This is a genomic window from Fusibacter paucivorans, assembly GCF_018390735.1.
GTDB lineage: Bacteria > Bacillota > Clostridia > Peptostreptococcales > Acidaminobacteraceae > Fusibacter > Fusibacter paucivorans.
The window spans coordinates 130,017-144,709 of sequence record NZ_JAHBCL010000003.1; the positions used below are offsets into that span (position 1 = coordinate 130,017).

Sequence of the window (14,693 nt, forward strand, 5' to 3'; positions counted from 1 at the left end):
TTGTGTATGCTCTCGCGTCATCATCCATTTATTTTAAGCGTTTTTAAACCGTTAATGATGCAAGTACTTTGTCCAGAATTTGGCCCATCGCTTCAATATCTTCAGCTTTGACAATCAACGGCGGCACAAAGCGAATGACTTGATGACCTGCACCAACCAGCAGTAATCCTTCCTCGATCGCCTTGCCAATAATCTCACTTGTCGGCAACGCATCGTCAATTAAAATGCCCTGAATAAGCCCCATGCCTTTCAGCTCTTTAATGATACTATATTTGCCCTTAAGTTCCTCTAATTTTGCTTTGAGAACATCGCCCATTTCATTAACATGCGCCAACATATTTTCATCATCAATTTTATTCAACACGTAATTAGCCGCTGCACTTCCCAGCGCAGAACCACCAAATGTCGATGCATGGCAACTTGGCGAAAGCTTTGACGCAACGCGTTCACTGACCAGTGAAACACCCATTGGGAAGCCTCCGGCAACACCTTTTGCAACGGAGACAATATCCGGTTCTAATCCGAACGCCTGATAACCAAAGTAATGACCGGTTCTCGCAATCCCCGTTTGTACTTCATCGACAATCAACAGCAAATCATGTGTTTTGCAAAGTGATTTAATCGTTTCGACAAAGGCAGGCGCTATGGTAACAATGCCGCCTTCACCTTGAATCACTTCAACCATGATGGCAACCGTTTGATCGCCTACCGCTTCTTTTAACGCTTCCGAATCGTTATAAGGTACATACTTAACCCCTTCGATCAATGGCGAAAAGTGTTTTTGATATTTTGTTTGACCCGTCATGGTCAATGCACCCATGGTTCTGCCGTGAAAGGAATTTGCCATGGTAATAATTTCATAGCGCGTATCCTCGCCATAGAGCCTTGCGAATTTGAGCGCCGCTTCATTGGCCTCTGCACCACTGTTGCAATAAAAAGCCTTAGATAATCCCGACCATTTTGTCAATTTTTCCGAAAGGGCTATATTTTGCGCATTCCAATAGAGATTGGAGACATGGCACATTTTAAGCGCCTGCTCTTTTAATGCTTCTGCATAGCCTTCATCGCCATAGCCCAGTGCATTCACTGCGATACCTGCTACAAAGTCTAAGTATGTCTTACCGGAATCATCTTTTAACGTCACACCGCTTCCCGATTCGAAAACGATTGGAAATCTGCCATAAGTATTGGCAATCACTTGTTTTGCCTGATCGATTGTCGCCATCATCAACCTCCTGTTGTCTCATTTAAAAATTTTTGTACCGACACCACGCTGTGTAAAGATCTCAAGCAATATTGCATGATCCAGCGTGCCATTGAGGATATGCACATTTTCCACATCACTTTTGATGCAGCATTCAATTTTGGGAATCATCCCACCAGTAATCACGCCTTCGGCAATAAGGGTTTCCGCCTGTTTCATGGTAATTTCACTGATCAACGCTTTGCCGTTCAGCACACCGTCAACATCGGTGAGCATGATGAGCTTCTCCGCTTTTAAAGCACCGGCTACTGCTGCCGCCGCTTCATCTGCATTGACATTGAACGCATTGCCTTCTGCATCTGCACCAATTGGTGAAATGACCGGCACAAACTGTGCCTCTAAAAGCGTTTCAATCACTTTAGCATTGACTTCAGTGACGAGGCCCACCCGTTCAAAAGCGGGCTGTGATGCATCAAAAGGAACCGTCTTAAGCAATCCACCATCTCTACCGGAGATGCCGACAGCTTCACATTCATTTTGCATCAGTGTCGCAACAACACTTTTATTGATCTTACCGGATAACATCATTTCCACGTATTCAATTTCTTCGGCTGTCGTCGCCCGGATCCCATCGACAAAATGAGAGGGTTTACCGACTTCCTTGAGCAGTGCTGTGATTTCCTTCCCGCCCCCATGAACGATGACCGGGCGAATCCCAACGGATTTTAAAAGTGACACGTCTCTTAAAACCTGGCTTTTGAGTCGTTCATCTGTCATCGCACTGCCGCCGTATTTAATGACAAAAATTTTACCTTTAAAAGCATTGATATAGGGTAGCGCTTCAATTAAAATCTTTGCTTTATCAATTACCTTGTCCATGATTTGATCGCCACCCTCCATCAGCTTCTGTACTCGCCGTTTATTTTTACGTATTCATAGCTTAAGTCACAACCCCAGCCAACAGCGCTTCCTTCGCCTTCCTGCAACGCTAATGCGATCTTAATTTCGTCAGCGGACAAAATCTCAGCCGCCTTATCTTCTGAAAAGACAATGGGTTCGCCCTTCGCCAAAAGCTGAATCTTACCTTGCTCACTTGAAAACCACAAATCAACTTTCATTGGATCAAACGCCGCGCCTGAATAGCCTGCCGCGCAGAGTACCCTGCCCCAGTTGGCGTCCTCGCCGAAAAGCGCCGTCTTCACAAGATTGGATGTGAGAACAGATTTTACAATTTGCTTTGCTTCGATCGTATTATTGGCACCTTCGACAGCAACTTCTATTAATTTATTGGCGCCTTCGCCATCTTTAACAATTTGCTTCGCCAATGTTTCATGAACATAATAAAAAGCTTCTTTAAATGCATCATAAGCCGGCGTCCCGGTTGCAATCGGCGTATGACCAACAGCGCCATTCGCAAGTACCAATACCATATCATTGGTGCTCGTATCGCCATCGACAGAAATCATATTGTAAGTATCTTCATTAATTTCTTTCAGCATCTGTGATAAGACAGCTTTTGAAATCACAGCATCCGTCGTAACAAATGACAGCATCGTCGCCATATTCGGATGAATCATGCCCGAACCCTTAGACATACCACTAATGGTAACCGTTTTGCCTTCAATTTCAAATTGTACACAAATCGTCTTTGTAAACGTGTCTGTCGTCATGATCGCTTCTGCTGCTTCAAGACCAGATGCATCATCTTCTTTCAGCTTCGGAACGATCTGATCAATGCCTTTCTCAATAACTGTCATTGGCATTGGAACGCCAATAACACCTGTTGAAGCGACCAGTACACCGGATGGTTTACAGTCCAAGAGCGCTGCTGTTTTAGTCGCCATGGTCTCGTTGTCCGCTATTCCCTGAAGGCCTGTACATGCGTTGGCATTGCCGCTGTTAACAACAATTGCTGATACTTTTTCACCTGATTCATAAACGTTCTTATTCCACAAAACCGGCGCTGCTTTCACGACATTTGTCGTGAAAACACATGCAACTTCTGCCGGATATGATGTATATACCATTGCTAAATCTTTTTTTGCCTTCTTGATGCCACTGAACATACCAGCGGCTTTAAAACCTACGGGCTTATTAATATACCCTGGAATAACCTTGAACATTATATTACCTCCATTTTTGCATATTTATTCGACTTTATACATTTATTATTCATTTTGTTAAAGACGCCGCAATAGGCATTTTAAGTTAAAAATCATCTTTATTCTCCTTATAGGTAAGACATCCCGAACGTCACTTTTCTAAAACGGGTGCCTTGCTTTTGATAATTATACATATTCATAAATATTTTTGCAACTATTTTTTAAATTTTTCTTGCATTTATATTTATTATTTTGTATAATCATGCTAACAAAAGTAATTAATCACGCTTCTTGAAACACGTGTTGACGTGTTAAAAAAATAATGAATGCCAAAATGGCTTTATCAGTATCAGTATTTTAGTATTAATTAGTATTAAAAGGAAAGATAATCTCGGAGGGAAAAATTATGGCTAATAAAAAAGTAGTGCTCGCTTACTCGGGCGGACTGGATACAACGACCATCATTCCATGGCTTAAAGAAAATTACGATTATGATATTATCGCCGTATGCGTCAATGTCGGTCAAGGTGTTGAAGAATTGGACAAGTTGGAAGAAAGAGCACTTGGTTCAGGTGCTGCAAAAGTCTTTGTCGTTGATGTTACAGAAGAATTCGTTACAGACTATATCTGGCCGACCGTTAAATCCGGTGCTATTTATGAAAGTGAATACCTGCTAGGGACTTCAATGGCAAGACCGCTTATCTCAAAAGTCCTCGTTGACATCGCTATCCAAGAAGGCGCAGAAGCGATCTGCCACGGTGCCACAGGTAAAGGAAACGACCAAGTTCGCTTTGAACTCGGTATTAAGGCATTGAAACCGGAACTTAAAATCATTGCCCCATGGCGTTTATGGGATATTCAATCAAGGCAAGATGCCATTGACTACTGTCATTCAAAAGGGATTTTCCTACCTTTTAGTGCAGAACAAAGCTATAGCCGCGATAAAAACCTCTGGCATATTTCACATGAAGGTCTTGAAATTGAAGACCCTTCATTTGAAGCTGATTACTCAAAGATACTCAAAATTTCCAGTACAGTTGAAAATGCACCTGACAAAGCTGAATATTTAACGATCAGCTTTGAGCAAGGCGTACCAACTGCCATTGACGGTACTGCTTATAGCCCTGTGGCACTTATGGAAAAGCTGAATGAACTCGGCGGTAAACATGCCATTGGTACCATCGACCTCCTCGAAAACCGCGTTGTCGGGATGAAATCCAGAGGTATATACGAAACACCGGGCGGCACAATCCTTTATAAAGCACATGAAGCACTTGAGCATCTCTGCCTTGACCGTGAAACTTACAGCTTCAAGCTCACAGCAGCTCAAAAATTCGCCGATATCGTCTACAATGGCCAATGGTTTAGTCCGCTCAGGGAATCACTTTCTACTTTCTTTGATACAACACAGGAAACGGTAACCGGCGATGTTAAATTAAAACTCTATAAAGGCAATATCATCATGGCAGGTGCCACATCACCGTATTCTCTTTACAATGCATCACTCTCCAGCTTCGAAACTGGCGAACTCTACAGTCACAAAGATGCAGAAGGCTTTATTAATCTTTACGGCCTGCCAATGGCCGTCCGCGCATGGATGAAGAAAAGCAATGAAAAATAGTGCTTAACAACAGCATTCTATAAAGCATGATATACAAATCACATCAACATGTCGCATCTGCCCAGCAGATGCGACTTTTATATCTGTTTATGTGTTTTCCCACCACTAAAGCAAAGCTTATCATTGGCATCAAAATGATCTGTATCACCGTTCATCGAGGCAGCCTCTGCGGCAACCATTGGCAAATAATGCTTACACCGCGATTGTTCTCGTGCGCAAGCCTATTGGAAAACCCAATCACGTATTATATAATAGAAAAAAACGTACAAGGAGATACTATGGAAAAGTTATGGAATGGCCGATTTGCAAAAGACACATCAAAAGAAACCGATCTCTTTAACGCTTCAATCGGCTTTGAACAGAGACTCTATCCCTATGACATACTCGGCAGTTATTATCATGTCCAAATGCTCGCGAATCAGAACATTATCGATGACAGCGATGCTGCTGCCATTCAAGACGGGCTAAAGAAAGTCTACCATCTCATTAAATCTGATTCATATACCTTTAAATTGTCACTTGAAGACATTCATATGAATATTGAAGCTTACTTAATTGATACCCTTGGGGAAACGGGTAAGCGCTTACACACCGGGCGCAGCCGAAATGACCAAGTCGCTCTCGATATGCGCCTCTACGCCAAAGATGTGGTCATCGATCAAATCAAGAAGCTCACGGCATTAATTGAAACGCTTAACGCCATTGCCAAAGTGCACACGAAAACCATTATGCCCGGTTTCACCCACTTGCAACAGGCTCAGCCTATCACGCTGGCGCACCATCTCCTTGCTTATGTTGAAAAATTTAAGCGCGATACCAGCAGACTCTTTGACATTTACGCAAGATTGGACGAGATGCCGCTCGGTTCAGGTGCACTGGCAAGCACCAGTTACCCTATTAACCGCGACTTCGTTAAAGACGCACTTGTCTTTGACCGCCTAACTGCAAATAGTATTGATGCTGTCTCTGATCGTGATTATCTTGTTGAAATAATGGCAGCTTATGCACTAATGGCCGTTCATATGAGCAGTCTCGCAGAGGAAATTATTATTTGGAATTCGCAGCTCTTCAACTTTATCGAACTCGATGACGCATACAGTACGGGCAGCAGCATTATGCCGCAAAAGAAAAACCCCGACATAGCAGAGCTCGTCAGGGGAAAAAGCGGACGGATTATCGGACATCTAAGCGGTATGCTCGTCACACTGAAAGGATTACCGCTGGCCTATAATAAAGACCTTCAAGAAGATAAAGAATCATTTTTCGACACAACCGACCAAATTGGCAATATGCTGAGCATGCTTGAAAGGCTTCTGGCAACAGCATCATTTAATGTGGAGACGATGTATCAAGCGACCTTGAAAGGTTTTACGGAGGCAACGGATCTTGCAGATTACCTCGTTAAGAAAGGCTTGCCATTCAGAGACTGTCACCATATTATCGGCGCCATCGTCAAGGAAGCTTCTGATCGCGGAACGACACTTTCTGAAATGACTTTAGATGCCTATAAAACCCATAGCAGTCTCTTTGAAGCAGATCTATACGATGTCATCGACCTGCTTGCCATCGTTTCCTCAAGAAGACATACCGGCGGCCCGGCACCTGAGGTCACCGCGGCACAAGTTGGCACTAATGAAACATGGCTGTCAGCACAAAAGACTGCTGCTGCATCACTCTCATCACCGCTGGCATTGCTTGAAGCGGCGCTTAAATAGACAATAGAAAAGAAACGCCGTTCAGTACTGAACGTCGTTTCCTTATGTTTGCTTATGGTGATCCATCCGCGACTCGAACGCGGGACACCCTGATTAAAAGTCAGATGCTCTACCAACTGAGCTAATGGACCTCATTAGAAAAGCCCTTGATGTCAAGGGCTTTTGACTGTTTCACTGTTTCGACACTTATTGACTGCTTGGTGATCCATCTGCGACTCGAACGCAGGACCCCCTGATTAAGAGTCAGGTGCTCTACCAACTAAGCTAATGGACCTCATATAAAAACCCTTGAAATTTTCAAGGGCTCATAAAAATGATAAAAATCATTGTGAACAATTGGCTGGGGATACAGGATTTGAACCTGTGAATGACGGAGTCAAAGTCCGTTGCCTTACCGCTTGGCGAATCCCCAAAAGTAATGGGGCGACTGATGGGATTCGAACCCACGTATGCAGGAGCCACAATCCTGAGTCTTAACCGCTTGACGACAGTCGCCATATTTCATTCACATATTCACCTTGCAGTGTATAATCACTGCCGTTGTATTAACACTTCACATCTGTCCTGAACCCTAGAAAAATGCTCAGCATTGATACGCTTGATCAGTGTTCAGCAATCAACCAAATAAAAACAATGGTCGGGGTGGCAGGATTTGAACCCGCGGCCCTCTGGTCCCAAACCAGATGCGCTACCAAACTGCGCTACACCCCGCTGTTCACTGACGAATTTTATTATACATTAAATGGGATAGCGCGTCAACTGTTTTTGTAATAAAATAATCGCTAAAAACGAGATTTTATCAGACTTATAGCGGTCTGCTCCATATCGCGATTAACAGAAAATTTAGTCTATTTCAACTACCTTTTAGTCCTTTTGAAACGCATCACACGACCATTGAAATAGTACGCATACCCCTCACCACTGCATAGTCACCTCTGCATAGTAATCACCAATCACAGATGAACGTGCGTTGCCACGACGCGCCCGCTGCCGAACTCCATAATGCCAATTGAAGCACGAAAACCAGCTCTTGGAATGGCAGCACTGCCTGGATTGAAGCATAAAATGCCTTCTTCGCGTTCATTGACGGGCACATGCGTATGACCAAAACATACGACATCGACATTCTGCTGTACGGCATAATAATAGAGGTTCATCAATGATGATTTTACACTGTGATGATGACCGTGACAAAGCAGTACGCGTTTCCCGTCAATCTCCCTTACGATCTCTTCCGGACCGCTCTGGTAAAAGTCACAATTGCCTTTAACGGCAATCATCGGCCTTCCAAATTTCTGTTTTAGCTGTTCAGTGTCCTTAATAAAATCACCTAAATGCCAAATTTCATCAAAAAAATTTAAGTTTTCTTCCAGATAATGTGTGACTTTCGACATGTTTCCATGCGTGTCACTGATGATGCAGACCCGCATATTTTGCCTCCAGTTTCTGCCTCAACAAAGCTAATGCATTGCCTCGATGGCTTACTGCATTCTTTTCGCTCATGGTTAGCTCCGCCATCGTCTTTTGAAAAGGCGGATAATAGAACAACGGATCATAGCCAAAGCCATTATCGCCAACTGGCTGTAACTGAATAATCCCTTCAACGGTTCCTCTAGCAGTGATGGTTTCACCGTCTTCAAAGATCATGGCGATGACTGATACAAATCGCGCTGTCCGCTGCGCCGGTTCAACCTCTTCTAATGCCTTTATAAGCTTCAAATTATTGGCTTCGTCATTGCCATGTTCACCTGCATAACGCGCAGAATAGACCCCCGGCGCGCCACCCAGCGCATCCACTTCTAACCCGGAATCATCTGCGAGCACAACACCGCCAATCTCACGTTGAACAGCTTTCGCCTTAATCACGGCATTGGCTTCAAATGTATCGCCATCTTCAACAATCTCCATATTTTCAAGTCCAACATCCTTCAAGGACAATATTTCGTAATCAAAATCCTTAAGCATCGCTTGAATTTCCTGCCGTTTGTGTGAATTCCCAGATGCCAATACCGCTTTATATGGATAAGCGCTTTGGTTCTCTTTTAGCGTTGCTTTAGGCGTTGTTTTAGACGTTGTTTTAAACTCAGTTTTAACGGCTGTTTTGGCTTCTGTCTTTTTCATTACACCGTCCCTGCGAGTACAGCTTCTTGGTATGCCGTCAATGACGCGATCCCCTTTTCACCAAGCGCGAGGAGTGTCATCAATTCCTCTTTTGAATAGGTTGCTTCTTCACCCGTTCCCTGAACTTCGACAAAGCGACCTTCGCCTGTCATAATGAGATTCATATCAACATCCGCTTTGGAATCTTCAACATAACACAAATCTAACAGCGGTTCGCCTGCGACAATTCCGACACTGATGGCAGCAACTGAAGTGATAATCGGTGATTGCGTCAAAACACCCTCCGTCATCAAACGGTTAATTGCATCAGATAATGCAATGTAAGCACCTGTAATGGAAGCCGTACGCGTGCCGCCATCTGCTTGAATAACATCACAGTCGATCCAAATGGTTCGCTCTCCGAGTGCTTTTAAATCGATAATCGCCCGAAGCGATCGACCGATTAGTCGCTGTATTTCCTGACTTCTGCCATCCACACCTTTCGTATTACGCGACTTTCGAGATTGTGTCGACCCAGGCAGCATGGCGTATTCTGCTGTCAGCCAGCCGCTTTCTGCCCCTTTTAAAAACGATGGCACTCTTTCTTCAACCGTCGCCGTACAGATGACTTTTGTTTCACCCATCTCGATCAGCACTGCGCCATGAGGGTGTTTCACATAATTTCGCGTTATTTTTACCGGTCGATGTGCATCAAATGCTCTACCGTCTATTCTCATTTAATCACCTTCCTTAAATCAAGCCGAAAGAACCACCGGCAATTTTATCAAAGCGAATGGTTCTTTTCAGCATTTAGTGTTATACCGCCGTTTTCTATTTAGTCATTAAGGCAATCGCATTAATTTGCTATTTTAAGAATTTTACAATCCCATCGACGATGGCACCTGCCGCTTTGTCGAGATAGGCTGGATCCATAAGCTTCGCTTGATCAGATGCATTGCTGATAAAACCGAGTTCACAAAGCACAGAAGGCATTTTCGTTTCCCTCAGCACAACCAAATTCGGTCTTTGGACAACACCGCGGTCAACGGCGTTTAAGTCACTCACCAGTTCCTTCTGAATTGCTGTCGCCAGCCCTTTGCCGCCAGTCATGCTTTCCGAATTGCAAAGCACTTCAACACCCGTTGCTGCCGTATTGGTATGCGCGTTGATGTGAACACTGACAAATAGATCCGCATTCAAGTCATTGGCAATATCCGCACGATCATAAAGTCCGGGATATACATCTTTTGAGCGCGTCATATAGACTTTAAACCCAAGCTGTTTCAATTGATTTTCAAGCGACAGAGACGCTTGGAGCGCCAAATCTTTTTCCTTTGCCAATGTCCCGACAGCGCCGGAGTCGTGTCCGCCATGGCCGGGGTCAATCACGATGAGTGTATCCGTGTAATTCGAATTCAGTATCGTATTATTGGTAAAGGCGAAGATAATATCATCTGCGGTACTGTTGTCCGTATAAGTTGTATTTTGGATCAGCTGTATGGACACAATGTACTGATCGCCTGATCTGGCAATATTGACAGCACGGACAATATTATCATCAACAGGATAGGTGAAATCATTGAGGTCTGTGGAGGCCACCGGCAGTTTAAGGGTGAGCGTTCGCGTCTTCGAATCATATGCTTTTGTGAAGTTCGAACCATCGAAGAGATGAATGCTTACATGACTCTTTGCCGTATTTAACCTAACATAATCAAAATTGTTGAGCGGATTTTGTGCTACGAACACTTTAATGTTCGTGCCGTCATCTTCAATATAAATATCATCATACGTAACCGCCTCTGTCAATGCGATGGCAACCCGCGTAATCACATCTTTCGATGTATAGAGATCCTCCGTACCGTATTGACTGGTATCCAGTTGACTGTAACCGTATGATTCTATTTTGCCCTTGTTGACCGGGACAATCGTTGACAGCCCTTCATCTGCTTTTAAAACACTGTTGAAGACGTCAACGACAATTTGATCACCTATAAGATTGATATTATACGCTGGGCGCTCACTGGTTTCTATGACGACAGTATCCGTACCGTAAGTATTTTCCATTTGAACGTCATTGACCGTATTAATGAGCTGTATAACCATTTCATGCGTCGTTTCATCGTAAAAGACACGGTGCCCGCGCTTTTCATCTAAAAAGACGGTGGCACGCGTTGTAGGCGGATTAGTGCCATTAAGACTGATCTCAACGCGGTCAATGCCAAAGATACCATCGCCGACGCGATAAGTGCCAACACCATTCTTAAGCATTGAAGGGTCATCGAGTTCAAATTTTGTATTTTGGAGATCAATCACGATTTTATCTTGTTCACCAACATCACTGCCTGAAATCACAAAGGAAGTGGCATCAACTTCACCAGTCACTTTCATTCTAATTTCGGGAAACTGCTTAAGATAGTCGAGGTAAACATTCGTCAGTGTCTGGACCGGCTTATTAATGGCAACGGTCCTCGTATCACCAATCCAGTTGATTTCCAACCCCAATTGTTCACTAATGAACTTAACGGGTACAAATGTCTTGTTTTGATTGCCGAATGCCAGCAAAATTGGCGCAATACCATCAGGCAGTTTCGTCTTCGTACCGTTTACAGTCGCATAGGCATTGTCAATCTGCATGACAATCTGCTTGCCCGCTGTATCAATGGTAATTTCTCTCGTCTCTTGCTGCCAGCTAATCGTCGCGCCCATTCTGTCGACGATAAAGCTAATGGGAACCAAAGTCCGCGTATTGCTGCCGCTGGTATAGAGTATTCCCGGCACGTCTGTAATAACGTCTTCACCGCCCATCATGAGATTAACCGGCTGATAATTCCCCGTGACGCCTGTCAGCGGATTGGTCATTGTCACCGTGTCTGTTTCGATAAATTTATTGGCAAAAACTACACTGTGCATACTCATCATCAAACACAGTATGCCAATGATGATGCCTATTTTTTTATATGTCATCGGTCACTCCTAATCTAAAACATCATAGAGTGCATCGCCTTCTGGAGGTGCAATCGGTTCTTTGATTTCTTCAACTTCAAAATCGCCGTAGACCAGCATTTTTTCTGTTGCCTCTGTCATCACGCCAATTTTTGCGTATTCGATGGAATCTGCAATAAAAGCCTGTTCGAGTGCAGGTGCATTTTCAGGCGCAATGGTCATCATCATGGCACCGCTTGCAATGAGTTTAAGCGGATCTATGAGAAAATGATTGCAAATCATCTCTGTTACCGGGTGAATGGGAATGTGCATTTTTTGAAGTTCGCAGCCGAGACCGCTGGCTTCACAGATTTCATAAGCAGCACCGAGAACGCCGCCTTCTGTCACATCGTGCATGGCCGTTGCGCCGCATTGTTTGCCAATGGCACCTTCTTTTAGGACACTTGTATACACCAGCATTTGTCTGGCCTGTTCAAGTTCTGTCGACTTCATAACCGTCTGAAGTTCTTCTTTCTTTTCAACCGCTAGAATACCGGTTCCCTCAAGCCCTGCCCACTTCGTCATATAAATGAAGTCTCCCGCATGAGCACCGCCGGTTTTGACAATGCCAGTCGGCGTATTTTTCCCAATAGCGGTTACCGAGATCACGATGCGATTAACAGCTGATGTCCGTTCAGTGTGTCCACCGATAATGGCAACGTTATGTGTATTCGCCGTGATCTGTGCATCCCTAATAATACCTGAGATCGCTTCATCTGTCGTTTCCTCTGGACATAATAGGGTCAACAGAAGTGCAACGGCCTCACTCCCGCTGGAAGCTATATCATTAAGACCTACATTCACTGCCAATTTCCCGATTGCTTCTGCCGTCCCCGTAATGGGATCTGTTGATAGAACACATGCCGTATCGCCAAAGGCAACGGCTGAGCAATCTTCACCGATGCTGGCACCAATAAGAACATCTTCTCTGGAAGTCTGCACGGTCTTCAGGACAAGATCGTTTAGCTTCTCGTTGCTTAATTTCCCTTTGCGCATCTTTCACCTCTTATATGTACTTTGTAAATCCGGCGCTGTTTTCCAAATCCAATGACCTAAAAACAGCCGTCATCTACATGTTTACCTTCGTCATTATCACTTATTACGCATCTATTATATCACAGGCTTTCACAAGTTTTTAGATCGTAATGCGTTTATAACATGTTCGTAATTTTTAGGCAAAACAAAAAGGGAAGGTCCGAAGACCTTCCCTCTCATATGCAATCGAGATTATTCGATATATGCAAATCCGAACCACCATGTAGAACGTGTGTTCATTTCCCAATCATGAACTTTATCAGCTACCATGATTGTGTTTGTATAGTAGTAGATTGGCAAGTTAATGTATGCTTCTTCTACTAATTTACCTGCGTCATAAAGCATGTTGAAACGTTCTTGACCTGGTGCAGTTTTAGCATCTTCAAGAAGTTTATCATAATCTTCATTGACCCATCTTGAGTAGTTCGTTGCACCAATGTTAGTTGATGTGAACATGTCAAGGTATGTCATAGGGTCAGAGTAGTCACCAATCCAACCAGCTCTTGCAACTTGGAAACTACCTTGTTTTCTAGTATCTTGGAAAACAGCCCATTCTTGGTTTGTTAATGCAACGTCGATGTTAAGGTTTTTCTTCCACATTTCTTGAATAGCTTCTGCGATGACTTTATGGCCTTCAGAAGTATTGTACATTAATTCAAGTGTTGGGAAACCTTCGCCGTTTGGATAACCAGCGTCTGCCAATGCTTGTTGTGCGTCTTCAACAGCTGCAGTGGCTTGAAGACCAACTGATCCTAATTGATCACTAAACAGGTTGCCATCTGCATCATAAGAAGTAGGTGCAACAATATTTAAAGCAGGAATTTGACCAGCTTTCGTTACAGTATCACAGATTGCTTGTCTGTCAATTGCAAGCGATAATGCTTTTCTGACATTGACATCATCAAGCGGTGCAGCTTCTACATTAAATGCATAGTAATAAGTACCATCCATTGGCAAGATGTAGAATGTAGGATCTTCTGCAATCAGTCTTGAAATTTCTTCAGTAGGAACTGTTGCGAGGACATCTAGTGTGCCGCCTTCGTAAGCTGTTAATGCTGTTGATGCTTCAACAATCATAACACCGACGATTCTTTCAAGTTTAACTTTGTCAGCTTGCCAGTATTCAGGATTTGGAACGAGTTCCAATCTGTCGCCGCCAACATATGAATCGAGCATGAAAGGACCATTTACAATTGATTTTGCAGGATCAATTGCCCATGCGCCGTCAGCGCCAGCTTCAACTGATTCTTGTCTTACTGGGAAGAATGTATAGAATGCAGTTAAACCTAAGAAGTAAGGTGTTGGTGCCTTGAGTGTTACTTCAAACGTTTTGTCATCAAGTGCTTGGAAAGTATCAACGTTTGCAGCGTCAAAGATCCAAGAGTACTCAGATGCAGTTTCTGGTGCCAATACACGGTTCCAAGCCCATTCAAAATCTTGAGCTGTGACAGTTTTGCCGTCTGACCATTTTGCATCTCTAAGTGTGAATGTATAAACCATACCGTCATCACTTACTGTGTAGCTTTCAGCCATTGCTGGCTCTAAAGTACCATTGAGTTCACGCATTAAACCTTCAAACATATTGTTGATTACGTGACCACCATCAACCGCTGCATTTAAGCCTGGGTCAATCGTTTTTGGCTCAGCGCCAATGTTCCAATAAAGAACTTGTTCTGCCGGTGCCTCAGTTGGTTCTGGCGTTTCTGCTGCTGGTTCGGTAGTCTCTGCCGGCGTATTGTCAGCAGGTGCAGCCGGTTCTTCTGTGTTGCCGCCGCAGCCGATGAACAAGCCTGCTACCATCATTACCACTAATAATAGTGCTAAACTTCTCTTAAACAAAATAATCCCCTCCATTTTTTTTGATTTCACAACCTGCAATGTGTTGCTGAAACATCGCCTTCGCTGTGATGTGTCATCATGGATCATGATTTATA

11 protein-coding genes and 5 tRNA genes are annotated in these 14,693 nt (G+C 43.8%); 2 read left to right on the forward strand and 14 right to left on the reverse strand.

Features of this window, described 5'->3' with window-relative positions; translation table 11 throughout:
• Positions 1-43: 43 nt before the first annotated feature.
• From KHM83_RS02740 to argJ, 3 genes are read right to left on the reverse strand one after another with little or no spacing between them, the layout of a single operon-like run.
• Positions 44-1,225: an aspartate aminotransferase family protein gene (locus KHM83_RS02740; protein WP_246542837.1), complete on the reverse strand. Its 1,182-nt coding sequence runs from the start codon at positions 1,223-1,225 to the stop codon at positions 44-46.
• A gap of 18 nt (positions 1,226-1,243) precedes the next feature.
• On the reverse strand, positions 1,244-2,083 hold the full coding sequence (gene argB / locus KHM83_RS02745) for an acetylglutamate kinase (RefSeq protein ID WP_246542838.1): 840 nt from the start codon (positions 2,081-2,083) through the stop codon (positions 1,244-1,246).
• A gap of 20 nt (positions 2,084-2,103) precedes the next feature.
• Positions 2,104-3,327 (reverse strand): bifunctional glutamate N-acetyltransferase/amino-acid acetyltransferase ArgJ, encoded by a 1,224-nt coding sequence (gene argJ, locus KHM83_RS02750; protein ID WP_213235379.1) that lies wholly within the window; start codon positions 3,325-3,327, stop codon positions 2,104-2,106.
• Between the two features lie 385 nt (positions 3,328-3,712).
• Between argJ and KHM83_RS02755 the strand changes: the two genes are divergently transcribed.
• Positions 3,713-4,927, forward strand: coding sequence for an argininosuccinate synthase (locus KHM83_RS02755; RefSeq protein ID WP_213235380.1), 1,215 nt, complete (start codon positions 3,713-3,715; stop codon positions 4,925-4,927).
• Positions 4,928-5,205: 278 nt separating this feature from the next.
• On the forward strand, positions 5,206-6,642 hold the full coding sequence (gene argH, locus KHM83_RS02760; protein ID WP_213235381.1) for an argininosuccinate lyase: 1,437 nt from the start codon (positions 5,206-5,208) through the stop codon (positions 6,640-6,642).
• A 55-nt stretch (positions 6,643-6,697) separates the two neighbouring features.
• Here the strand turns inward: argH and KHM83_RS02765 are convergent.
• The 11 genes from KHM83_RS02765 to KHM83_RS02815 form a co-directional block, all read right to left on the reverse strand.
• A tRNA-Lys gene (locus KHM83_RS02765) sits at positions 6,698-6,773 on the reverse strand.
• Positions 6,774-6,840: 67 nt separating this feature from the next.
• Positions 6,841-6,916: transfer RNA gene (locus KHM83_RS02770), tRNA-Lys, on the reverse strand.
• A gap of 63 nt (positions 6,917-6,979) precedes the next feature.
• A tRNA-Gln gene (locus tag KHM83_RS02775) sits at positions 6,980-7,054 on the reverse strand.
• Between the two features lie 7 nt (positions 7,055-7,061).
• Positions 7,062-7,137, reverse strand: a tRNA-His gene (locus KHM83_RS02780).
• 139 nt (positions 7,138-7,276) lie between these two features.
• Positions 7,277-7,353: transfer RNA gene (locus KHM83_RS02785), tRNA-Pro, on the reverse strand.
• Positions 7,354-7,595: 242 nt separating this feature from the next.
• Entirely contained in the window at positions 7,596-8,072 is a 477-nt protein-coding gene (locus KHM83_RS02790) for a metallophosphoesterase family protein (protein WP_213235382.1), read from the reverse strand.
• Entirely contained in the window at positions 8,050-8,763 is a 714-nt protein-coding gene (locus KHM83_RS02795) for an XTP/dITP diphosphatase (protein ID WP_213235383.1), read from the reverse strand. The genes KHM83_RS02790 and KHM83_RS02795 overlap by 23 nt, the downstream gene beginning before the upstream one ends.
• Positions 8,763-9,479 (reverse strand): ribonuclease PH, encoded by a 717-nt coding sequence (gene rph, locus KHM83_RS02800; protein WP_213235384.1) that lies wholly within the window; start codon positions 9,477-9,479, stop codon positions 8,763-8,765. Before rph ends, KHM83_RS02795 begins: the two co-directional genes overlap by 1 nt.
• A 127-nt stretch (positions 9,480-9,606) precedes the next feature.
• Positions 9,607-11,706 carry an N-acetylmuramoyl-L-alanine amidase gene (locus KHM83_RS02805; protein ID WP_213235385.1) on the reverse strand — a complete coding sequence of 700 codons (2,100 nt, stop codon included), beginning with the start codon at positions 11,704-11,706 and terminating at the stop codon, positions 9,607-9,609.
• A 9-nt stretch (positions 11,707-11,715) separates the two neighbouring features.
• Positions 11,716-12,720 carry an AIR synthase family protein gene (locus KHM83_RS02810; protein WP_213235386.1) on the reverse strand — a complete coding sequence of 335 codons (1,005 nt, stop codon included), beginning with the start codon at positions 12,718-12,720 and terminating at the stop codon, positions 11,716-11,718.
• A gap of 231 nt (positions 12,721-12,951) precedes the next feature.
• Complete coding sequence (locus tag KHM83_RS02815) at positions 12,952-14,598, reverse strand: peptide ABC transporter substrate-binding protein (RefSeq protein WP_246542839.1); 1,647 nt, start codon at positions 14,596-14,598, stop codon at positions 12,952-12,954.
• Positions 14,599-14,693 lie beyond the last annotated feature (95 nt).